Annotated in this window: 14 protein-coding genes; 6 read left to right on the top strand and 8 right to left on the bottom strand. The window is 50.1% G+C overall.

The window, feature by feature from the left end; translation table 11 throughout:
* The first annotated feature begins 92 nt into the window (after window positions 1–92).
* Window positions 93–1,007, top strand: a complete 915-nt coding sequence (locus ACGHAD_RS06070; RefSeq protein WP_382416397.1) for a glycosyltransferase family 2 protein — start codon at window positions 93–95, stop codon at window positions 1,005–1,007.
* A 109-nt stretch (window positions 1,008–1,116) separates the two neighbouring features.
* On the opposite strand, the gene ACGHAD_RS06065 is transcribed toward ACGHAD_RS06070, so the two are convergent.
* The 8 genes from ACGHAD_RS06065 to ACGHAD_RS06030 all read right to left on the bottom strand — a co-directional run bounded on the left by ACGHAD_RS06065 (window position 1,117) and on the right by ACGHAD_RS06030 (window position 18,393).
* Window positions 1,117–1,821 carry a hypothetical protein gene (locus ACGHAD_RS06065; RefSeq protein WP_382416399.1) on the bottom strand — a complete coding sequence of 235 codons (705 nt, stop codon included), beginning with the start codon at window positions 1,819–1,821 and terminating at the stop codon, window positions 1,117–1,119.
* A gap of 5 nt (window positions 1,822–1,826) precedes the next feature.
* Window positions 1,827–3,371 (bottom strand): FkbM family methyltransferase, encoded by a 1,545-nt coding sequence (locus tag ACGHAD_RS06060; protein WP_382416401.1) that lies wholly within the window; start codon window positions 3,369–3,371, stop codon window positions 1,827–1,829.
* Window positions 3,372–3,542: 171 nt separating this feature from the next.
* Window positions 3,543–4,310 carry a class I SAM-dependent methyltransferase gene (locus ACGHAD_RS06055; protein ID WP_382416403.1) on the bottom strand — a complete coding sequence of 256 codons (768 nt, stop codon included), beginning with the start codon at window positions 4,308–4,310 and terminating at the stop codon, window positions 3,543–3,545.
* A 242-nt stretch (window positions 4,311–4,552) separates the two neighbouring features.
* Window positions 4,553–5,245 (bottom strand): hypothetical protein, encoded by a 693-nt coding sequence (locus ACGHAD_RS06050; protein ID WP_382416405.1) that lies wholly within the window; start codon window positions 5,243–5,245, stop codon window positions 4,553–4,555.
* A 1,059-nt stretch (window positions 5,246–6,304) separates the two neighbouring features.
* Window positions 6,305–7,894, bottom strand: a complete 1,590-nt coding sequence (locus ACGHAD_RS06045) for a hypothetical protein (RefSeq protein ID WP_382416407.1) — start codon at window positions 7,892–7,894, stop codon at window positions 6,305–6,307.
* A 129-nt stretch (window positions 7,895–8,023) separates the two neighbouring features.
* A complete protein-coding gene (locus tag ACGHAD_RS06040; protein ID WP_382416409.1) occupies window positions 8,024–12,529 on the bottom strand; it encodes a beta strand repeat-containing protein in 4,506 nt (1,501 codons plus the stop codon).
* A 383-nt stretch (window positions 12,530–12,912) separates the two neighbouring features.
* Complete coding sequence (locus ACGHAD_RS06035; protein WP_382416411.1) at window positions 12,913–15,204, bottom strand: thioredoxin domain-containing protein; 2,292 nt, start codon at window positions 15,202–15,204, stop codon at window positions 12,913–12,915.
* Between the two features lie 6 nt (window positions 15,205–15,210).
* On the bottom strand, window positions 15,211–18,393 hold the full coding sequence (locus ACGHAD_RS06030) for a CRTAC1 family protein (RefSeq protein ID WP_390403816.1): 3,183 nt from the start codon (window positions 18,391–18,393) through the stop codon (window positions 15,211–15,213).
* A gap of 526 nt (window positions 18,394–18,919) precedes the next feature.
* On the opposite strand from ACGHAD_RS06030, the gene ACGHAD_RS06025 reads away from it, so the two are divergent.
* The 5 genes from ACGHAD_RS06025 to ACGHAD_RS06005 all read left to right on the top strand — a co-directional run bounded on the left by ACGHAD_RS06025 (window position 18,920) and on the right by ACGHAD_RS06005 (window position 24,470).
* Window positions 18,920–19,177 carry a hypothetical protein gene (locus ACGHAD_RS06025; protein ID WP_382416415.1) on the top strand — a complete coding sequence of 86 codons (258 nt, stop codon included), beginning with the start codon at window positions 18,920–18,922 and terminating at the stop codon, window positions 19,175–19,177.
* A gap of 2 nt (window positions 19,178–19,179) precedes the next feature.
* Window positions 19,180–20,379: a hypothetical protein gene (locus tag ACGHAD_RS06020; protein WP_382416417.1), complete on the top strand. Its 1,200-nt coding sequence runs from the start codon at window positions 19,180–19,182 to the stop codon at window positions 20,377–20,379.
* Between the two features lie 529 nt (window positions 20,380–20,908).
* Window positions 20,909–21,625: a glycosyltransferase family 2 protein gene (locus ACGHAD_RS06015; protein ID WP_339616204.1), complete on the top strand. Its 717-nt coding sequence runs from the start codon at window positions 20,909–20,911 to the stop codon at window positions 21,623–21,625.
* Window positions 21,622–21,984: a DUF2304 domain-containing protein gene (locus ACGHAD_RS06010; RefSeq protein ID WP_339616205.1), complete on the top strand. Its 363-nt coding sequence runs from the start codon at window positions 21,622–21,624 to the stop codon at window positions 21,982–21,984. Before ACGHAD_RS06015 ends, ACGHAD_RS06010 begins: the two co-directional genes overlap by 4 nt.
* The gene (locus ACGHAD_RS06005) at window positions 21,981–24,470 is read left to right on the top strand and encodes a hypothetical protein (protein ID WP_382416419.1); all 2,490 of its coding nucleotides are present in this window, start codon (window positions 21,981–21,983) and stop codon (window positions 24,468–24,470) included. The genes ACGHAD_RS06010 and ACGHAD_RS06005 overlap by 4 nt, the downstream gene beginning before the upstream one ends.
* Window positions 24,471–24,521: the final 51 nt, after the last annotated feature.

Below are 24,521 nucleotides of genomic sequence, written 5' to 3'. Positions count from 1 at the left end.
CCCGCAAAAGAAATAGGTGATCTGGGTCGGGGTGATTTTCGCTCAGCCAGCCTAAATGGGCAGATCTGCAAGCAATATGGACGAGGACTCTCATGTCAAACGATAAAGTGCATTCCCAGAAGTTCGATCTTTCAATCATCGTTATCTTCCATGAGATGCAGCGTGAGGCCTGTCGTACGCTATTCTCATTGAGCAAGGAATTTCAAGAACACGCCGAGAACCTCTCGTATGAAGTAATAGCGATTGACAATGGATCCAAAAAGCCGCTAGGAGAACAGTTCGTTAAGCAATTTGGCGAGCACTTCCGCTATGAATACTTTGACACACAGTCGGTTTCGCCTGCAACTGCAGTTAATCATGGTGTTCGCCTCGCGGAAGGGGAATTTGTCGCAATTATTGTAGACGGCGCACGGATGGCATCCTCCGGTCTTGTTTCAAAAACGCTAGCATCTGCAAAGTGGCTGTCAGAGCCGGCCGTTTTTTCTCTGTCATGGCACCTGGGTCCAGAAGTGCAGAACGTCTCAATGCTTTCGGGATATAACCAGTCGGTTGAAGACGAGCTGTTGGAATCCGTAAACTGGAGAGAGGACGGCCGAAAGCTTTTTGATATATCGGTTCTCGCCCAAGCGTCTAGCAGAGGGTTTTTAGGAGGAGTGCCCGGTGAATTTAGCTGGATCTGCGTAAGGAAGGCGATGTTTACCAGTCTCGGCGGGTTCAATGAGGCATTCACATCAAGAGGCGGAGGGCTGGTGAATCAAGATTTTCGCAATCGACTTATGACGACTCCGGGTATTGAGCCGCTGTTGGTCCTCGGCGAAGGAGTCTTTCATCAATTTCACGGTGGCGTGGCAACTAACGTACCTATGAAGCAGCACCCCAGAGATGAATTTCGTGCCGAATATGAACGAATTTGTGGCAAACCGCACGAACGCTCCAGTACGCCGGAGCCCCTGTACTTTGGAACAATGCCTAGCAATGCCTTGAAGTTTGTTGCTCGCTCGAGCTAGACGATAACGCACCTGTCTATAACGAGCATGAGCCCCCTATGTGTTAGAGCCATTGCCCTCTAAAACTACAGCCAACACCATTCCAACACATAGGGAAAATCACACTTCATCAATCTTCTTTTGCAATCAAATAATACACGCTACCTCTATCACTTAATGCCTCATTAGACTCCAGCTCATTAAAATGGCTATCAATCACATTCCAATTTTTACTACAAATCAATTTATCAAACGATTCTCGTGAATACCTTGAGCCCCAATCCCAATTGGGAGCAGGGCTAACAAAATAGTCTTCTGCATTGGATTCCATTGAAACAACATTTTGGACAATTAAAAAGTTTTTAGCGAGAGCATATGATTTATCAAGCACTTCTTCTGGGTTACCTAGATGATACAACCCTCCTATATTAGCGACGACATCGTACTGCCTTTGGACTGTTAAATCATTCACGTCCTGCCTAACAAAAAAACAGTTCTCCACCTCTAAAACTTTTTTTATTTTTTCAGCATTTCCAAAATGTTTTGCCTTGCCATTATCCAACCCATAGCTCCTTGAGTAACCTAAGTGAACAGAAAGCATAGCGTAATAACCATCCGCACAAAATAACTCCATAAATTCAGCTTCGCTACTAACATTTACTTTTAACTTACTCAGAGCGTAGAGCATATATGAAACTATTGTTGGCTCTTTACACTTTTGATTGGTCGAAAAAAATGTATTCGCGGTATTTTTTACACCAAACAACTCGTAAGAGTGATACAGTCTACCCAAGTCATTCAGCTGCTCTTCTTTTGTTTTCTTACTTTCTGTCAAAATCTCTAGCCTCGCCACTCAATCTGATTGGCAACTTTATCAAAATACACCTTGAATGAGTCATACTCTACACGCCAATTCAACTTATAAAGAGGAGAAGACTCCACCTTAACAGCCTCTCTAACCATACCTTTTTGCACTGAAACTGCCGCAGAATCATACTTAAAAATGGTTTTAGCCCATTCCTTCCGAAACTCTTCATCCACTTGCAATAGATATCCAAATAAGTAATGAAACCAAAAGTAGGGGTACATTTTAGATTTCGACTTGGCGACTGATTGTTCTGGATTTTTCGGAATAATAAAATCTCCATTATCGTGAAGCTCAAGATCTCGCCTACAACTCCAAAACCTCTTAACTTCATCATACCAGCTATTGATAATATACGATCCTGGAGCCGACGCTATAAACCACGAAGCAATTTTTCGATCTAGTAATTTTTCTTTCCGAAAACAAAAAAAATCATGATGCTCATCTTTCTCAAGCCATGACTCTAACGAAGAAACTGGATAAGTCGTTGAATCAACCCAAACACCACCAAACCTTTTAAGCAAAGCAACTCTCACTACATCAGATAGAGCTTGCAGCGTCATCCCACCAACATCGACACCAAAACCCTCAAGCAAACACTCGACATCTGCTTTATCTAAGACATAGAAATTATAGTCTGGATTTAGATTTCGCCACCCTTCGAAACACTTTTTTACCAACTTAGGTGCGTGCCCTTCGCCCTGATACCACATTGACCAAATGACATTTGGAAAAGGCTTTTCCTGAACAGCTAACTTTTCTGAAAACAACTTAGCAAAAAGAACATTACCCCTCACTTTAACCTGATAACCCAAACTACTTAACCTTGAGATAAAATGCAGCTTAGGAGAGCACCCCTCTCTCTCTGGACTTATATCAACAGCTATTTTTTTTGGTCTGATATTTCCTAAACCGTCCAGTATCTCCAACTCCACACCTTCAGCCTCTAACTTTAAAAAGTCGATAGCATCAATATTGTTTTTATTGGCATAAGAATTAAGGGTAATTACTGATATTTCCTCTGTTGACAATACGGCACCACTATCAGGCGTTAAAATTGAATGCTCAACATTGTTCGACGATACATGAAACTTCACAACCCCATCGGAATTATACAAGCCGAGATCACTAACAATCACATTTCTTTTTTCTTTAAAATTCTTCAAACAAGCGTTAAAGTTATTCACATTAGGTTCAAATATGTGCACTTGACGAGCTATCTTCTGTGCACTTATACTAAACCCGCCAACGTAACCTCCACAATCTATAACAACATCACCCTCTTCAACCTCCACAAAACCCGGGAGGCTATACTTTCTTTTCAACCATTCTTCATAACCGCACAAAATATGGATATATATTATATCCGGCATCGGCTTGGAAAAATAAACCAAAGAACTATTCTGCTCTATTTTTACAAAATCATCTTCAGATATAATCTCCGTATTCTCCAGCTGATCAAACTCCTTAGACAGAAAACTAAAAAAATCTTCTTTCTGACTTTCACTGAGCGTCAGCACTGAGTCGAGACTCTCTTTTAAAAATCTCGTGACCTGTCGAGACTTACTGGGAAAATACCTATTGCTTGAGTAATTCTCTTTTATGTTAGAAGCCATACCACCCTTTATACCTCAAAAAACCTTAGCCCTCACAACAAATAAGCACAAAACACTACAGACCTAGCCAGACAACTACTTAAAATAAGTCTTTAAAAAGTTTTTACACTTCATCATTAACGGCTGCGATGAGCGCACGGAACCCAGCTCTCTTTTAAACTCGGAGAACTTGTCGGACTCGTTCATTATTTGACCTTGTATAAAGCTCGAAAACACATTTGCGGAATTATTCAACGCAATAACATAGATTGAATCAGGAAGCAGCTGACCAGAGAATAGGATATTTTTCTTTTTTAGAAAAACATTCGATTTTTTGATAGCATCAAATATTAGATTGGCATCATGAAATACAATCAACGCGTCATTGCCGCATGTAGACAAGCAAAACTTAAAGTCTCTATATGCTGCTCGGTTAGTATGCTCTCCATCAATAAAGCATAAGTCCGGCTCGCTCACTATATCAGCTTTGTCCAACGAGCTTGTGCAAGCGTCATAGGTTACTATTCTATCTAGTGACTTTCCGCCTTCCGCCTTAGCAATATTATCCAGCATTCGTTGCGTTGAATTCCCTTCATATTCATAAACCCTGAAGCGCTCATCAGGTTGCGATAACGGCCTTTTGTCAATTGAATAAATTAACGCACAGAGCGGGTCTCTAAAATGGGGGAGAATTGTTCCTCCCAAATGAGAGCCAATTTCAAGGTAAATATATGAACTTGATTTTCTTCGAACAAACTGTTGAACAAGCAAAAGAGAACGCTTATCAGACTTTGTGGTTTGCGATCCCACCCCTTTAAACGCAGCGATATCACAGCTGTTAACAGCTTGAACAATATCAACCATAGAACCGTCCTTATATTATTTATATATTAGAATCATCAACCACAGGACTCAACAAAACACAAACACCAAAAAATCTCAACTGGATAGTCAGCCCTGAAAAGCGAGGACTGATAATATAAAATACAACATCCCTACTACCGACATCATAAAAAATAACCTAACCAAACCTCATCATTCACCTTGGCATCTCCTCAACCTCAAAAACTTCTCTTCGACATCAAACAGAAATTAAACATTTACTTTCACTCATCATGCAAGCTTAACAACTTTTCATAAATCACGGGATCAGACAACGACTCAAAATTCGACCCTTCAGTTTGATTAACCAACTCTTTCGTAAAAAACTCTTCGTTAGGCTTATCGTTCAACCCAAGTTTAAGCGAAACATTATCAATTTTTATAACATACGAGTCTGAAGGCAAGTCAAAATTAACCAGCAACACTGGACGCCTTTCAATTAGCTTAAGCAAAGCAGTATTATATTCTTCCCATAACTTTACACTGTCTTCCAACTCAAACTTATTTCTATGCTCTAATGATTTAGCTACTTTGTATGGGTAACGAAAAGAAGCAATATATTTAAATGTAACTTGATCACCCAAAAACTCTTCCCACGCTCCTATAAAAAACAGTATTCTCGGGTCTTTTATCCCTACCACAGGCTCATCACCATACTTGCTTAGTATTGCCATCAGCTCATCTTTTTCTTTATTCGAGAAGCATTCAACATAACAAGGAGAATCCCAAGAAGCTCCTTTAGAGTTAAAAACTTTTTCATGGAATTGATATATCTGTTTATTTTCTTTATTACCTTTTTTATTGAAAGGAGCATAATTGACAACATCACCAAGGTACAACCCTCTTGCCTCTAAACTCCCTGCCAAGCAACTAGTTCCACTTCGATGCATGCCTGTTATAATAATAAATTCTCTCATTTCAATTCTTCTATTGATGGGTTAACATTTTTCATGGAGTAATCTCCACCAGAAAACTAGACACTCGATGTGCAATTTTTTTGTTCGAACAACTCGGGGGTGGAAAATCTTAAAGCTCTGTGGCTCGAAGCTCGATTGTAGTCAACTTCGACATACTCGAAAACCCACTTATGCATGTTTTTTCTACTTGGTAAAGGCTCGCCAATATGGACTCCACTTTCACCGATTGGAAAAACTCTCGACACAAGCATTACCCCAACAATTATCTTTTCGGATCATGCTTTGCATCAAACCGTAACTTACAGACGTTTGGCGGCATAGGTTTAATGCATTTTGGCTTCCACATTCATGCGCTCACTTATAGACCGAGAGCACATGCCTATAATCACGACTAAGTATAGCCACCCTGCCTGTATAAAGGTAGGCGATATCGTCTACTCATATCTGGCCAGGGTGCTCCGCGCTGAAACCCTACCCCAGAAGGTTCAGTGTCACAGGCTTCACATGATCGTTACCCGTTGTGATCTTGAATAGCTTCGCTGTCTTTGGTGCCAGCCCTGAGGGCCTCTGATTTACGCGCACGGCTTTGGCATCAAAGCCTCGATACTCAGCCTCAGAAAGCAGGTGTCGACAGACTCTGGACCCAGTGACTATGAACGGCCCAACTGCGGCGCTAGAGTAGCTAGTAGCAGGAGAAAAGATTGACGCGAGATACTGGCATATCGACAGGGAGTAGGCGCATTATTCGACAACTCTGTTCTGTGCCACGGGTAATGCGCGTCTAGCGAAGTAGCTACTACGCCTGCAAGCTTTGCCGCACTGCGCCCGAGGGGAGGGGAAGCAGCGGGTGAAAGAGCTGCGCCAGCGTTCACCACAGAGCTTTGGAAACCGAGCATTCAAATTATATTATAGGTTGCTTACTTGACAAGGGAGCTTACGGACAGGAAGAAGCAGATCCGCTGACAGAGCTTCTGCGTCGAAACGTGCGGTAGCTGCCAGCTCACCTCAGGAAGCGGCGAGCCAGCAAATATCCGTCAATGCATCGAACTAAGTACTACTTCAATTCAGCTCGCCCAGACGTTTTTCGAGCCGCTCAATTGCTTCGCCCTGCCGCTCAATCAACTCCTGCTGCTGGATCGTATACAGCGTCAGCTCCTCGATCTTTTCCAGTAGACGGAGCTGGAATTCAGTATGGTTGAGCCCATTTTCATTGACGTCACGTGCAGAGGGTACGTTTGGCAGGTGACTGTTTTTATCTATAAAAGTTTTGAGCTCCTGAATGCTCATCAGGACGTAATCGTCCTCGAATACGTAATCAGGCACATTGAGCGTCATGCCATTAGACACGATTGCGCCGTTGACGCGCAGGCTTGTTGCATCGACCTCCATCAGATTATCGTTAGCCGTTTGCCCTAGGAATTGGATAAGCCCATCACCGAATACAATTTGGCTCTCCGCCTGGTTGTCGCTGTTGACGGCAAGAAAACGACGATTGGTGGAGTCCGACTTAAAGCGCAACTGGACAGCATTGTTGTCCGTACTTTCAATTAACGGGATCACATTTCCACTCCGTTTAATGTGCATCGCACCCGCTGGTGCGTTGGTCCCAACCCCCACGTCGCCATTGGCCGCAATAAAAATCGAATCGGACGGCGCTCCCGGCTTGATCCGGAACGGCAGCTTGCTGCCGTTGGTCACATCCCGGATGAAAAAATTGGCTTCGTTACCAGCGACATCCCAGGTCTGCGCGGTAAAGCCAGAGCTGCCATCCTGCTCAAGTCGCAAGGTAGGCGAATCGCCGTCCGCCATATGGGCTTCTACGACGGGGGCGCTGGTGCCGAAGCCGACTCTGCCACTATCGTCGATGTACAACGAGTTGCTGGGGGCTGACCCCTCGACTGTGAACGGAATGCTCGCCGCCGTTATGTCTTCGATCGAAAACCTATTCAGGCCACCATTGGCGCTATCGTTCGCTGTTAGTTGCCAGTCGTGGTTCGGGAAACTTCCCGAGGTACTGGTGTCGTCGAACTTGATCCGGGTGTTGTTTTCCTTTATCCGAATGGTGTCGAAACCGAAGTTTTCGCTGCTAGCGCAGTCCGTACCGACGCACAAGCTGCCCTGGATCTCGACATCTTGGACAAACGTCTGCTCTTGAGTAGCTCCGTATTCAACGGTTTGCTCGCTGGCTCCGTTCGTGGCTAGTAAATTTGAACCACTGTGAGACACTTCTGCGAGATTCGACGAAACGATCTGGCCGCCGCGAACCGAGAACGCGCCAAATCCGCCCTGAAGCGGTTCGGTCCTTACCGGTTGGGTACTGTTGCGGTCAGACGACAAACCGTGACTGCCCATGACCCGCAGCTCATAGCGATAGGTGCCATCGGGCAGCCCATCTTGAGCCATGACGGTTGGGATAAACTCGATCCGCTCACCAGCTTCAAAGCTCTTGCGCAGGTGAAAACCTTCCGGGCCCGTGATTATCATGTCTACTTCAGTTTCCAGCCCCACAATGTCTTTCGATTCAAACACCAAGGCATCGGACAGCGTGTGGCGCTCGTAGAGGGCCGCATCCTGAGCGGTGGCCCCCGAGCAAATCACGGCGATGGCTGCAGCGAATATAGTCACTTGAATTGTCTTGGATGTGCTCACTGTCTGATCCTCTTGACTTACATTGGCGGTGGAGTACCGCCTCTATTGTTTTGTCGCGGTCGAATACCGCTCCCACGAATTGGTCGTTATATCTTTGTTCTTATGGTTCTTTTTTTGTCCATCGGGCACCTAGGTCCGGCCAGCGGTACTCAGAGACCGCCAGCCAATACCGGCCAACAACAGGGTTAGCAAAAACAGCCACATGGTACTCAGCATCGGGAGAGATGCCGCTGGACCGACCACCACCACCGTCAGCACGGCCGTCGCGTTACCGCTGTTACCCAAGTTGGAGGTCAGGTCACTGGTGACGCTGGTATAGTCACCCGCGATAGTGTCGGCTGGCACATCCAGTTCCACCTGAAACGAACACGTGCCACCGGCAGCAAGCGCGCCGTCGGTAAGCGCGATGGTCGAAGTGCCGTCGACTAACGAGCCGGCACCACAGGCAGCGTTGATAGGTGTATTGGCGGCAGTCATGCCCGGAATAAATGCTTCCAAGTCGTCAGTAAATGCAAGCCCGGTTACGGGGTTGGCTGGATCTGGATTAGTAATCTCGAATGTCACCGTGGTCGTGTTGCCAGCTGCAACTGAGGCCGGAGCGAACGCTTGAGTGAATGCCAGCGGTGCGACGACCAGATCAGCACTATCGGCCGGCGCTTGAACTAAGACGCCCCCGCGAGTACCGGTGGCAACGCTGGAGGTGTTAGTAAACGTGCCAGTCGGCGCGCCGGCCGGAACACGTAACGGAACCACCACAGTGCATGAACCGCCCGCGGGCAGACTGCCCCCAGTGAACGATACAGTGCTAGCGCCAGAGACCTGCGAGCCTGCACCACAGACATTAGCAATCGGCAGCCCTTCTGCCGCCAAACCGGAGAGGGTTGCCCCCAGGTCATCGGTCAGCGCGATGCCTGTGAGCCCAAAACCCGAGCCATTGACAAACGAAAGCTCCATTTCGACCAACCCGCCCGGCAACACAGGCTGGGTGCGGAACGATTTGATCACAACGAAATCACCGGTAACCACATCAAGAGTATCGGTCGCAGTACCACTGTCTCCAGAGCTTGAAGTCAGCGCACCGGAAGTGTTAACGAACGTGCCTTCGGCGCTGCTGACAATGTCGACCTGAATGGTGCACTGACCACCAGCGGCTACGCTGGCACCGCTGAGTTCCACTGTGCCCGTTCCGGCGACGGCCATTACAGTGCCCCCTGTGCATGTGCTGGAGGCGTTCGGCGTACCGGCCACGGCAAGACCAGCCGGCAGGTTGTCGGTAAACATAAGTGAATTCACCGCCGCCGCGCTGGCACTGTTATCAATAGTGAACGACAGCCTGGTAGTACCACCGAGGGTAATGGCATTGGGCATAAACACCTTGCCAAACGCCGGAGGCGGCTCGATCTGCAGCGAGGCCGAGGCTGGAGCGGACGCAGGAAGGCCGTTGCTCGACAAGTTCGACGTGGTGTTAGTGAAGCTGCCCGGTGTGGCCGAGGCTGGTACTTGGAGCTCCACATCGAATGTGCAGGATTCGCCGGGACCAAGTTCACCACCGGTAAAAGCTAACAGGCTGGTACCGCTAAGCTGCGAACCGTCCCCACAAACATCAACCTGCGGTGTGTCGGTCGCCACCAAGCCGGGAATCACCGCGTCGAGGTCGTCGGTAAACGACAGCCCGGTGACACCGTTACTGGCATCGAGGTTCTCCAAAGTGAAACTCAGCGTAACAGTGCCGGTGGCTCCGACAGGCCCAGAGAAGCTCTTGGCAAAAGTCACGCTATTGATGCGCAGCATGTCGCTTGCAGCAATACCTTCGACGGCCTCGCCAGCCATGATACCGGTTGCCGTCGACGTGGTATTAAGTGAGCTACCTGAGGCGCTAGCCGGAATGCGCAGTGTCGCCGAGAAGGTACATGTCGCGCCCGGGCTCAGCTCGGCACCAGTCAAAGACAGAACGCCAGTGCCAGAGAACTGGGAGCTGCCACCACAGACACCGCTTTGGGTACCGCTTTCGGAAACCAAACCAGCGAACACCGCACCAAGGTCGTCAGTAAAGGCAATACTGCTGATTGTTTCGCTAAGACTAGCGTTAGTGAGCGTAAATGCCAGTGTCACGGCACCGCCGGGAATGGCCGGGTCGTCGATAAACTCTTTGGACAACAACAACGGGTCGCTAATCAGCAGGCTGTCGGCGGCCCCAGAAAAAACGAAGGGGCTGCCGTCAACGGAACCAGATAGACTGGAAGTCACGCTGGAGTACTCTCCGGCGGCTGTTCCTGCAGGCAACTGCAGGACCGTGGTAAAGCTGCAGCTGTTACCAACCGCTAGGTTGCCGTCGTTCAGAGTCAGCACACCAGCGGAGAACGTGAGCGAAGATCCGGCGCCGCAAATGTCGCTCTGCGGCGCATCGGTGGGCATTAGCCCGGCTAGTACCGCATTCAAGTTATCGGTGAAAGTCAGCCCGGTCAGCGTCTCGGCCCCCAGGTTGTCGACCTGAAAGCCCAAAGTAACGGTGCCCCCTGATACCGCCGGATCATCTAGAAAGCTCTTCTGGAAATCGATGAAAGCTACATCAAGGTTGTCGCTTGCGGAATTGCCCACCACAGCCTCGCCGCCGGCGGTCGCGGTGACTGCACTACTAGTGCTAGGGTAACTCGCCGGTGCAGCCCCAGCCGGCACCTGAAGAAGAACCATGAAGGAGCAGCTTTCTCCCGCCGCAACGCTGGCACCGCTGAGCGAAAGATTGCTGCCACCACCCGTAGAAAGTGCACCGCCACAAGGTGAGGCAGCAGAACTGATTACCGTTAGGCCAGTCAAGGCAGCCTCTAGGTCATCACTGAAAGCAATGTTGGTAAAATCCACTAAGCTCTCACTGGCGTCCAACGTAAACTGCAGCTCGACAGTGTCGCCAGCGCCTACCGGGTCGCCAAAGCGCTTGCTTAGCCGCGGTGCTGCAGCGCGGTTGACTTCAGCCACGCCACGGTTGCCGGCCACTTGGCCACTGCTGTAATTGCCCAGAATTGGAGTTGTCTGATTGACATAGATCCCCGGCGGGATATTGGCTGGGAGTTGAACATCCACCTGAAACGTACAAGAAGTGCCCGCCGCCAGAGAGCCACCTGTAAGACTAAAAGTTTCGTTCGCGGAGGCTCCGTCAGTGTCAAAAAAACCCGATGCGCCACCGCAAATATTGTTCTGGGCGTCGGGAGCGACGCTGGTGCCCCCCAAAAAGGCAGAGAAGTCATCCGTAAAGCTCAGATCGGAGACCGCATTGGCCGGGTCGGGGTTGGAGACCGTGAAGCGGGCTGTAATGAGGTCCCCACCCGACACCTGATTGACCTCGACACACGGGTCAGTCGGCGCAGCGCCGGACTCACAAAATTCTTTGATCAGCACAGGGGCAGCGCCTACGTCCAGATCGTCCGTGGCCGGAGAGAAGGTGCCGGCGCTGGAGACCACCGAGCTGGTTGTATTGGGATAGGTTCCAACAGCAGCTCCGTTAGGCACGGTGACCTCGACGGAGAAGCTGCAAGAGGCGCCGCTGGCCAATGTGCCACCGGAGAAGGTGAGAATGTCGCTGCCTGAGATGCTGGAGCCACTGCCGCACGGATTAAGAGGAAACGGACCGGTGGCCCGGAGCCCGGACAGAGTGGCGTCCAGATCATCGGTAAAACTGATGCCTGTCACCGTGCTCCGGGTACTGTTGGTGAGGGTAAATTCTAGCCCAGTTGTTCCCCCAGGGGCCACCGGGTCATCAAAGCTCTTGGTCAGACCGAGGGGATCCAAAGCAGAGGTGATCTGGTCGACAGCGAAGCCCAAGCTGCCCAAGCTGGAGGTGGCGTTCGTGGTGCGGTTGTTGAAGGTCCCAGTGCCGGTGACCTCCACGTCGACGCCCAACTCACAACTCGTAGACGGGGTCAGGAAACCGCTGAAAAAAGACACCGAGGTCGCACCCGACGAGGGGGTGAAGGCGCCCGAACAAGTGTTCGTGGCATCGGGCGCTGTCGCTACTTGTAAGCCTGCAGGCAAGTTGTCGGTAAAAGAGAGATTGAAAACATTGCCGGCCCCGCTGTAGTCAAAGAAAAAGCTCAGCCGAATGACCTGCCCAGGGACGACGCTACTGGAGGAGAACAGCTTGCTGAAGCTCGGCCGACTTGCATCAATGGTCAATGTATCGATCGCAGGGCCGCTGTTGCCAGCGCTAGAGATAAGGTCGCCACTGATGTTGTCGTAGTTCCCGGCAGCAGCCCCGGTAACATCCACCCGCAATGTACAAGTAGTGTTAGCACCCAGGCGAGGCGAGTTGAAGGACACGGTATCTCCCCCACTCGGCGCACTTACAGCTGTTGATGGATCACAGCCCGCCCCTAGCACCGGGCTGGGCGGCGTAGCAAGCAACAACCCAGGCGGCAAGACGTCGGTGAACTCCAGATCCGTCGCCGTATCCGATGCGGTAATGGTGAAAGTCAGTGCGCTGGTGCCACCTTCGCCGATGGTGTCGGGGGCGAAAGCTTTCGAGAAGTTGGCCTGTGCCGCTGCCTCGCTTGCGAATACTAGAGCAAAAAGGGTGGTGGCGAGCATGGTCGTAGCCCGGCTGTATAGGCCGGGCCGACTAGCAGCGGCTTGCTTCAAATTCATATTATCTGCCCTGATTTATAGCTAAGTCGTTATTAGAAGTTAAATAAGCCGTACGACGAATATTGCCTGTTGAGCCCCGCTACTTAGCTGGCTCTGAATAGCAATAGGTCTTTTAGCTGCTATTGGAATCCCTTTTGGCTGGCAAAAATAAAGTTCGCCCAATCTGTTTGTAGCTTACCACTCTCGTGATTCCGTGAAAAGAGTCACAACTCCCTAAACCCATACATTTCTTAACCCTCTAAATACAGAGACGCACCTCAGCCCTTAAGTGCCCAGCGCAATTACAAGTGCAAGTGCAAATAGCGGTTTCCCCGCGGCAATAAGGGACGCAAACACATATATCATTTGATTTACAGCCTTGCTCAACCCTAAAGCACTGCATATTAAAAGATAATAAAGCTCTCTTGCGGGAGTAAACACAACTCATCATTGCAAGCCTGAAGCGGCACGCTAATCTTAGTTCTGCGGATCACCTCATCTGGTTTTTTTGAAATCAATATCTTAAATTCACCATCAAACAGGCTTAACGGTTCATCTTGGAACCCCAACCTCAGTACATTGCGCCTTGGATACTCAACAAGCAATTCCGACGTGGACTTTACAATTGTCGGCACCAAGTAGTCTTGCAATGGCTCATTCGAGTTTATATGCCACCCTTCCTTGAGGCTAAACTGCAACTCAATTGAGACGCACACCTCTGCCAATGTTTTTGTGCACACAATGCTTAAGCGACCTACCCCATTGGCGAAGTACCGAATACTTTCAGAGCTTCCATTCAGCTCATTATTCAGGTAGCGCAGAGAAGAAAAACGATTGATGGCTGATTCTGCAACGCGAGCCTTAGCCTGATCCAGCCCTTCAGGGTCTATTTTGAATAATTTAGGGTCAAATGTTCGACGCTTAAGGGCGAGCTCTACCTCCTGAAAAACTACTTTAGGGGAAATCAGCTCACCATCCATCAAACTAAAAGAAGCATTTGACCCCAGCTGGGATGGTATCGCGGACTGAGGCAGAGCGGCATTAGCATTGGCTGACTGATAAATAGTTTTTGCTCGCTCTAACCACGTTGGATTTCGTGTAACGTCATAAAGCCCAACAAAACCTCGGCTCAGATAAGCATAATCCTCGAGACTAAAAAGCTCTTGACGGCGATCCGATGTTCTAAACAGTTTTCCCGTTCGATCATCAAACCTAGATGCCCACATCAATTCGCCAACTTTTTCAGCTATACTTATATACTCTTTATTATCAAGCGCCCTGGAAGCCATCGCTAGAGAGTAAATCATTAGCCCATTCCAGCTCGCAATAACCTTATCGTCTCGGTGCAAACTCCCTCGACTATGGCGCTGCTCTTGCAGCGTTTTCAAAACATCTAACATCTCAGCGTTTTTTAAGGCAATGTCACTCAAGATTCCCAACGTTCTGCTTGACCTCTTCTCGCCAGCCTCAACTGAGTAAGACGATATTCCTTCAATTTTCAAGGCGTCTGCCACATCAGCTCCTGACCACAAATAAAACCCTCCTTCCTCGCCGTTAAAATCCGCGTCTAAAGCGGAGTAGAAGCCCCGCCCCTCTTGGTAAAGACACTCAATAGCAAAATCTAGCGTTTCTTTTGCAACAAACCGGTAGCTATCTTCACGAAACCCTTGCCACGCCTCTAGGTAGACCTGCGCCATTAACGCTTGGTTATACAACATCTTTTCATAATGAGGAACACTCCACTGGCTATCGGTAGAATATCGATGAAACCCACCGTCCACATGATCTCGAATCCCTCCATTCATCATCTTAGTTAACTGTAGCGATACCAGCTTAGCCAGATCGGGGTCCAGAGTTCTTCTCAACTCATCGAGCAAATACAGTAACAACGACTCCTGAGGAAACTTGACGGCTCCGTTCAGCCCCCCAAACTCAGTATCCAGAGCGTCTACGACTTTCTTCTTGGAGCTCGTTAACAGTTCAGCAGTGTCAACATGCACGTTATTGTTATCTTCACCTTCAGAAACAGCTGTCAATCTCGATATATTTCTCGCCGTTGTGAGCAAAAATTCTGGATTATTTTCCCAAGCAAAGCCGACTCGTTGCAACAAAGTAACCAGATTTTCTTTCGAAACGTAGGAGCCAATATAGATTGGCAACCCCTCACTATTTATTATGGCAGTGATGGGCCAGCCGGCAGAGCCTGTGACAGCCTCTAACAACGAAGCGTAATGGCTATCTATCTGCGGCAACTCTTCTCTATCAACCTTTATGGCAACATAAGAATCATTGACAGCTATAGCCACATCGACATCAGAAAAACTCTCCTTTGCCATCACGTGACACCAATGACACGTTGAATAGCCGATCGACAGGAAAATTAGTTTATTTTCTGCCTCAGCGCTCGCCAAGTACTGATTGCGCCAAGGCTTCCAATTTACTGGATTTTTGGCATGTTGGCGCAAGTAAGGAGAAGAGCTATTAACTAAAGCATTTAAATACTTCCCTTTTTCTTTGGAAAAAACCTTATCTTCACTTTTATCCTTTGCTACTTCCAGCCACTCGCCAAATTGGGCCTTTTCAGATTCGGAGAGCAATGGCGGGGGGATAAACTCCGCTTCAGCGCTCGAGTAAAGGCTAATGAAGATCACCAACACCAATAGACCAACAAGCCTGGCGGCTTTTGATGCAGACACTTTAAACTACTTCTGCTTTATTGTATGAGAACGATTCAAAGCCAAAGTATCGACAACTTGCTTCTCGCCATTCGGCCAGATAATTTCTAACTTATCGATACTCTGGCCACCCAGCCCTATGTGCTGCTCTTTAGGGTGAACAGACATATAACCAATCGTACTGTGAACCTCTCTCCAGATCTTTTGCCCTGCAGAGGTATACAGCACTATTCGCGCACCAATAGCGTCACGGGAGACCCCTTCACCCGGGTTCCCAATGAGCTTAATTTTCACCCAATTAGAGTTAGCTCTTGAAGCGTCTAGCTCATTCCGATAAAAATATGCTTTTTCGTGATAGTTATTCAGAATTAGATCTAGGTCGCCATCATTATCAAAATCCAAATAGGCGGCACTTCTTGAGTTACCGACAAGGTCCACACCAGACTCTTTAGATCGATTATTAAGCTTACCATTTTGATTAACAAAAAAGACATTGGACTCTTTTGTCGCCACGGGCATATAGACATTCTTGACCTCGTTGGAATGAGGGTCGGTATAGTATGGGTTCTCGCTGCTGTACAGATTAAACTCATTCATACCGTTGGTAACATATAAGTCGTTGTCGCCATCATTGTCGAAGTCAAAGAAGTCTGCGTCCCACGACCACCCGGTAGACGAATAGCCTCTTCCCACTGCGTCACTCAGCTCGTAAGAGACCATACTGCCCGGCTTTGACAGGAAAAGGTCATTGGCCTCAACCACCCTCATATTCGCCAGCTTTTCAGCATTAAACTTCATAGTGGTGTCTTCGTTGGGCAAAACATACTTTTCATCTTTATTCATGGTAACGATGTTCGAAATGTATATATCGGGCTGCAAATCTTCATTAAGGTCTGCGATGCCAATATTCATTGTATAAGACGGTTTGTCAGTTCCCAGTTTTTGCGAAATGTCTTTAAATCGGTTGCCACCCATATTCTTAAGGTAGGCGTTTACGCCAAAGTCATTACCGACAATTAAATCCTGCAACCCATCACCATCAAGGTCTGTATGCGCTACCGCCTGCCCCCATCCGGTATTGGCAGCTCCGCTTCCCTCGGTAATATTTTTAAACTTAAATTCGCCCATATTTTTGAAGAGCTGGTTAGGCAGCCCATTGTCGTTTCTTCTTTTCAGCGTCGGCAGCACGCCTTTTGTATAATGACCGAAATAAGTTATGTAAATGTCCAGCAGTCCGTCGTTGTCAAAGTCAGCAACCGTTGCGGGCCCACCAACCAAGTTGACACCCCCTAGATTGGCCACTTCGGTAACATCCTCAAACTTGCCTCCGCCCAAATTCTTATAAACTCGATGAGAGTCTTCCACGTAAGTTACAACAACATCCTGAAGACCATCATTATTCAGGTCAGCAACAATGGGTTGTCGAGGCTCCCCTGGGGTGTTATCAGACTCTCGCCTCCACCCTAAACCAGAAGACTCAGTGATATCCACAAACTTCTCTCCATTGTGATTCAGATAGAGCTTATTGCCTAACCCACCAAGAATCAGAATGTCGACATACCCATCATTATTAATGTCTTCTGCTGCAACCCCACCACCCCCAAACGCCGGGGGAATCGTAATAACACCCACTCCCTTCCCTTTATCGAGATAACTTCTTAACTGACGACTAAGCCAATCTGACGTACGATGCATAAAATCAATTCCAACCGAAGAGGAAATATCCGTGAAGAACTTCTCATTCGATTTAGAAGTGAAATCAACGCCAGACGAAACAATTGTATGCGGCTTACCCTCGGAAATTTTAATGCTCGCGTGACGATTAACTCTATCCTGAATAGACTTGAGACCAGATACGAACACCTTGGACGATATCCTCTCCTGCCCTTGTGATTTTGCAACGTCTCCTGCCACTCGCAGCGACAAGACACCGAACTGAGCAATATTCTCTACAATAAGCTCCAGCGCGAAAGGGTCTGGCTGAAGCTTTGCGCTAAAATCGGGAGAGTTCAAGGCATATTCTAGATAGCGCCAATGCAACCCACTATCACGAAATGAGTCCATATCATAAGACTCGATAGCCACCTGATCCTCACTGTCGAGCTTTGGAAAAAATAGCGCATCTTCGTACTCATCAATACGATGGGGAATAAAAACATCCACTAAAGATTGAACATCTCTCTCCTGAATCGTCAGGTGCCCCCTTGAGAGTGCATTCTTTTCAGATTCCAGATAAAAATCGCGCGCAAAATGAATCAATGTTTCAACGTAGAGACTCTGAAAGCGCTTGGCCTCATCAGAACCTTTTGGCCAACTGACCCTCGCAAAATAAACCTGTAAATTTCTAACAAAGAGCTGCTCGGATATATCATTGTAAACTTTGTACGAATCAACCTTTTGCTTTATGATTTTTTTCACTAAAGAAAGATCTGCGATCTGCCGGTCGCCCTTGGCAGGAGCTTTGCCTTCTTTATTTTGTGCCTGTATTCTTTTTGGCCCCAACAACTCGGACCACACTGCAACCAAGTTATCAACTGAAACTTCATGACTATCACTTCTTCTGGCTCTTTCATCAGCGACTTTTAATACCGCCAAACTATGCAGATCTAACGCTTCCTTTAACTTGTTAATAGCCTCTTGACTAATGGGCAGCAGGTTTGACTCCATATCAAACAGCGACTCCTGCTGTACCGCTAATATGGCTCGCAAAGCATAGGCAATTGTGGAATACTGACGTTTATCAACCTTATTGATATTGACTTGCTGACCGCCCGGATAAACAACCTCCCAGTGATCATTCTTTCCTCGTCGGTAGCTTATTGAGCCAGCCAACACCTGGCTTAACGTTTCAAGATTTACCGATGACTGACCATTTTGTTTTGATTTTTCACTGGCCTCTGCCCAAATTGACCTTGCAAACTGTTTTTGCATCAGGTTTTTGCTAAAACGCGCCTCTTTCGAAAGAGGTGTTCCAAACATAAAGTCCTCTAACCTTGATGCAGTGGCATAACATTTGGGGTCCCTTTCCTTTTCGAGAAGTTTAATCTCGTTGACGATATCTTCAATCGAGTCTTCAGGTTGCGAAGTTGTGGCCGCAAGACTATGGAGCGAACAGAATAATGCCCAGCAAATAAAGACTGTCTTACTAATTCTCACCATCGAATTGGCCACTCCAAGGTAGTTAGGTTTTATTTTAGGGTTGCGATCCATCACTTGAGTGATAGTAACAATCGGCTCAGGATGTTGATTTGGCTTTATTATGAAGGATTCTCTATGTAGTGACCAAACATTTTAGGCCACTGCTTTTTAGTGACCATGGTACTACGCCGCTCATGCGCACAATGATGACCAGGCAATAAATGCTCTACGATGCCGGACATATCGAGACAAAACGGAATCCAGCCGAAAGACGATTCAAACCAGGGCTCAAATACGGATCGGCGCACCTATGATTATTACTTGAACTCAGAAAGCATGGCGCATAGAATCTCCCCTTCTCTATATTGATAATAATGCGATAACAATGAAACGGATATCCCTCTCAGCACGCAGGCATGACCGAGCCATACCGGCACTTCTGTTAGTCTCAGCCCTGCTGCTGAGACCACTGGCAATTGCCGCCCCAGACAACTCCCGCCAATCAGGTGGCGAGCCTGAGCCCCTTCAAAGCGGATGGACTGCATGGCTTGACCCAGTCACTGGAGAGCTATCAAAGGAGAAACCCCCAGAAGGTGAAGTGTTACCCCTAGACGATCAGGCCTTGCGCCATTTCAGCACCTCCGAGCTCGACCTCATCCCTGAAACAAGACCAGACGGCACGGTGATCCTCGACCTACAAGGGCGATTTCGCCAAGGCAGTGCGGCAACTATTGGCAATGGCGGGGAGGTGAATATCCACAGGATCGGGGGTCAGATGTTCATGAGCCCTGACGGGCGCGAAATTAATCGCCGCCTATATGACGACAATAATCGTCCGGATGGCAACGAGCCGTAACCATGACTCACCAATTAACTCGCCTTTCACTTATTTGTTCACTGTGGTGCACCGGCGCTCTGGCTGATGCCGTGCTGTCACCTGTTTATAACGACGGAGCAGTTGAGGGATTCAACTCCTTCGACCCGCCCCACGCAGCATCCGCAGACGATGGCAACCCAGGAGCAACTCTGGGGGAGCAAAGGCGCTGGGCATTTGAGCGGGCGCTGGAATACTGGGCGCGCAGGCTTGACAGCGACGTCGTTATCGAGGTGGCCGCAGAAATGAACAACCTGTCTTGCAATGCATTCAGCGCCGTATTGGGCTCGGCAGGCCCCAACAACGTGTCCCGCGACTGGTTTCCCGGTGCCGACGGCACCAACCCCACCTTTGCGAACACTTGGTACCCTATTGCGCTGGCCAATAGCATCGCCGACAGAGACCTAGGGCCTGGATCTTCTGATATCGGCTCGCAATTTAACAAAAACATCGATGAGAGCGACAACTGCCTCGGGTCAAATACTTGGTATTACGCCCTAGGTGAAGCACCGCCGGGAACGATCAGCTTTTTCGCAACTGTGCTACATGAGATCGGTCACGGTATTGGTGTGACAACTTTTGTTGACAACGCCAGCGGCTCTCGGCTTTTGGACCGGGACGACGTTTATATGAAGTTCTTGGAAGATCACAGCACTGGCAAGTTGTGGCCCGAGATGGACGACACTGAACGAATGGCGTCGGCGATTGACACCTCTGACCTTCACTGGGTTGGCGCCAACGTGCTGGCCGCTCTCGGCCCTTTGAGTGACGGCATTTCCGGCGGCCATGCCCAGATGTATGCGCCGAACCCGCTGAGAGGAGGCTCCTCGGTTTCCCACTGGGACACCGCTATTGAAGACAGCGATAACAACCACGAACTGATGGAACCTAGCGCCACAGGATCCGAGAAGCTCTTAATCACCGGTGAATTGCTGCAGGACCTTGGCTGGAATGACGTGCCGGCTAACGACTGCACATTCACCTCTGATCGCTTGTCGCTATCGTCATTTTTCAGCGGCGACAACACACATAATGCCTGCGTGAGCGTGACATACGACGGCGCGGTCATAATCGGCGGCAGTACCAATGCCACAGCGGGTCGAGAAGTGGTGCTAAAAAACGGATTCACCGTAGAGCAGGGAGCCACTTTCGGGGTGAACACCGACCCTGATATTGGATTGTGACGTTGCTGCACGGCCAGGAAGAACAACCCACCCCAGCACCTGGGTTAGATTATGGACACTCGCCATATCTCGCCGCGTGATATGGCTGGAGTGAATATGGCGGCAATCAAAGCTGGAAACGAGATATTAAAACAGACCTAGCCGAGACGAATACCTCGCTTACTCCTCTGAATAACAGCTGGAAAGTCTAAAAGCCTTGACGCAAGCACACAAGTAAGATGCGAGGACCACCCACCCAAACGTCAGTATTCATAGATTATCGGCTGTGCGGGTGTATCGCTGTTACGTGCAGGCCATACCCCAGCAAAGCCATACACAGATAATCCATTCTATTGCAGTCACCGGTCTCTTCTTTGGGGCAAGTATAGCGCCCGAGTGCAACTAAAAAGATCGTTGGCGACGCGCCGAATATCTGCCTTGCGAAACCGTGTCAAATTAACACTAGAGATCCTACATTTACCATAGAATATCCTTACCGCTTCCCCTATACTCCCCGCTTTCAAAAACACGCTCTGAAATAGGATGCTAGGTGACAGCAAGAGCCCGCTTTTCGCCCAGAGTAGGCGTCGTTATCCCCGCCCTCAACGAGGCCACATCTATTAGTGGGGTCATCTGCAGCCTGCGCTCTCAGTGCAACTATCCGGTAGTGGTGGTCGACGACTGTAGCGAGGACGACACCATCAATATCGCTTCCCAAGCTGGCGCCCACGTACTACCACTGGCCGCCCGACTTGGCGCCTGGGGTGCGACGCAAACCGGCATCCGCTATCTACTGCAGCAAGGCTTTGACATCGTAGCAACCTTAGACGCCGACGGCCAACACGAGCCGGAGTCTTTGCCCGCCTTATTGGCGCCAGTAATAAAAGGCGCCGCTGACGTCGCGATTGGCACCTGCCCCGGGCGTGTTTCACGTCTGCGTCTGCTTGCTTGGATGATGATGAAAACAACGTCGGGGCTGCGCATGGAGGACATCACCTCTGGATTTAGGGTGTACAATCGGCGAGCTCTAGTAGAGCTCGCCGACGCACGTGCGACACTGTTGGACTACCAGGATGTCGGCGTACTGCTTCACCTACAGGCTGCAGGGCTGACACTACTGGATGTGCCGGTACAGATGCAAAGCCGCTGCGAGGGGTCTTCGCGAGTTTTTCACTCTTGGCTTGTAGTCGGCCGCTATATGCTGCAAACCCTGGTGTTAGGGCTGTCCAAACGGCGATTGAGTGCGCAAACGGAGAACAAAACATGATTTTATGGATAAACGCTGCCATCGGACTGCTGGTGGCAACAGCAATTTTATTTCTGATACGCCGCGACAAACTGCATGTGCGACACGGTGTCTTTTGGCTATTGGTAGCTGTGGCGTTCGCCGGACTGGGATTCGCTCCTCCTCTGGTGGACTGGCTGGCGAAGGTAATCGGTGTCGGCTACCCACCGGTACTCGCCATAATGGCAACCATTGCCGTATTGGTAATCAAAATCCTGCTGATGGATATGGACCAAGCACGCCATGAAGTGCAGCTACAACGGCTGATTCAGCGAGTTGCCATACTGGAGGGCACCATCCGGCAACACGCTAAAAGCGACGACGACACCACCTCCCCATGAACCCCGTACTTCTCACGGCCACTCTACTGTTGCCCTGGGTGGCGGGAGCTTTAGTCCTGCGGCCATTGCGCCAGCGGCTGAGGCTCACCCGGGCAGGATGGCTGGGTTACGGCTATTTTCTCGGCGCTGCCTTATTAGTGCCATTCGCAATACTTGCCTCCATACTCCCAGGGTTGGCAACACCCGTAACGCTAATACTGTCTCTGTTAACTCTAACCCTGGCCACCAGCCTACTCGCACAGTGGGCGCGGCAGTTCTTGCCCACCGCAGTGCCCCCGGCCTTACCCCCTGCCACCCGATGCGAACGCTGGTTAACGCTCCTACTACTGGCTCTGATTGCCGTGCACCTGAGTTTCTCGGCGTTCGAGCTTTACTGGCGTCCAGTGTTCCCTTGGGACGCTTGGCAAACCTGGCTGTACACTGCCAAAGTTTGGTACTTTAACGGCGCGCCGATCGACATACTCCCACCCGGGCAGTGGCCCAAACTCGCCGACGAGATCAGCTATACGGCGCAGGGGCATCACTACCCTTGGTTAGTTCCTGTGCAATCTTGGTGGTTGGCCAGCCTTCTGGGCTCCTGGGACGAAACTCAGGTCGTATGGCCCGCCCTGCCAGCCGCCATCGCTTTGGGACTGGCGCTATGGGGACAAGCAGTGGCCGCCACTCGCCAGCGCCTGGCCGGCCCAATTGCGGCTTGGCTATTGTTGTCGCTGCCACTGCTGCAGACACATGTCAGTCTTGCAGGCTACGCCGACCTGTGGCTCGCCGGTTTTAGTGGCCTGGGGCTGATTGCCATCACCCGCGGATTGCTAGAGGCACACCGGGGCCAACTACTACTGGGACTGGCAGCGCTGACACTGGGGCTGCTGGTTAAGCACGACGCCATCATTTGGCTCTCTTGCGGGCTCTTGCTGATCGGCTTGCTACGGCTGCGACAAATGACAACCACAACCATAGTACTCACTGGCGCGCTGCTGCTGGGATTGCTTGCTGTGGGTCTGTCGCGCCTTGGACTGCAGCTGCATTTTGAGTTTGCCTACTACGCGCAGCTTTTGTGGTTGGCCGACAGCTGGCATCTACTCTGGTACTTACTGCCTGGGGCCATACTGTTGGCCCTATTGCCTGGATCGCCAGCGCGAGCAACAGCCAAAACAGTAGGGCTACTGCTCGCGATTCTACTGGCCAGCCAACTGCTGCTATTCGGTGCAACCAATGCCAGCGGCTGGGTGGGCACCGCCGCTAGCCGACTATTACTGCACATCTCTCCCTTGTTGATCTTCGCGCTGGCTTGCATCGCTGGCGCCAGCGTTAAGGCGCTACCAATACGGCACCGGTGGCGCTGCGCGATGGCTATCTTGGCCAGCTCGCTATGCCTGCTGCTTTTAGTGGGCACTTGGTTGCTACTCAGCGCAAACTCCAATAACAAACCCGCCGACGCATTAGACTTCAAAGCGCCGCAATTACTTGTAGTGGACGGCCCACTGCGCCCGCTTTACAGCCGGTTGATACTGTCTCCGTCCACCAATGGCCACGCCATCGTGAGCAGCGGCCCGGTGCAATTTGATGCCGAGACCTATGACCTGCTGAATGTGGATATTGACGGCGCCGGTCAAAACAAACAAACCTTTCTCTGGCGCACCACAGCAAGACCAGCCAAGCCGTTTACCCGCGACTTAGTCATCGGCTCTGGGAAAATCAGACTCAGTGAGGACGACAACTGGCAGGGCGAGATCATCGAAGTGGGGCTGGTGCTCTACCCCGACACCCAGCGAACCCTAAGCCTAGCGGGGCTGCACCTAGAGGCAGCGACACCGTTAAGTCTGCTGAAGCTGGCCATCAACGACTGGATCACCCCCCACTTTTGGACGCAAATTTCGATCAATCGCACCGAGTTGAGCGCATCCTCGGGTCTGCCAACACTGCCACTACTCGCCGGGCTCTGGGTGCTGTTTAGCTGGATTGCTCTGCGCCTGCTTACCGGCACTGCGCCCCCTGTGCAACCGCTACTGGGCGCGGCCTTGTTCGCCTGGTTGCTGCTTGATGCGCGCTGGCTACACAACAACTACCGCCAAGCGCTGGCCACTCAGGCGCACTACGCCCACGCCGCCGATCCCGAGGCCCTGGAGCTGGGCGATGACGCCGCCCTCTTAGAGCTGGCGCGGCAAACACGCGCGGCTCTGGGTCAAAAGCCGCAACAAGTTTTGCTTGTCGCTGAAGATCCACCTCAAGAGTTTGCTTTACGGCGCTTAAAATATGCCTTGCTGCCCCACTCCGCCTACATCCGCAAGAGCCGGGTATCGCGACGCCGGGCCGCCTCTATGGACGCCGTACTCTGGCTGACTACCGACGCATGGGATATGCAGACCGCTTGCCCACGGCCGCTGCACCACACAAAGCCTGTCCTCGCCACATCGCGCGGCATCTTGTGTACACTGCCACCGCAACCAACGGCGCTAGAACGTACCCCAAAAAAACAAACCCCCTAAACCAGCTGCGCACGACCTGAGACGGACCCTGGCCATGGCAAGACCCACAAC

This window comes from Gilvimarinus japonicus (assembly GCF_042847215.1).
In the GTDB taxonomy this organism is placed as follows: Bacteria; Pseudomonadota; Gammaproteobacteria; order Pseudomonadales; family Cellvibrionaceae; genus Gilvimarinus; species Gilvimarinus japonicus.
The sequence above is the reverse complement of the archived record's forward strand: the minus strand, read 5'-3'. Positions and strand labels throughout refer to the sequence as shown.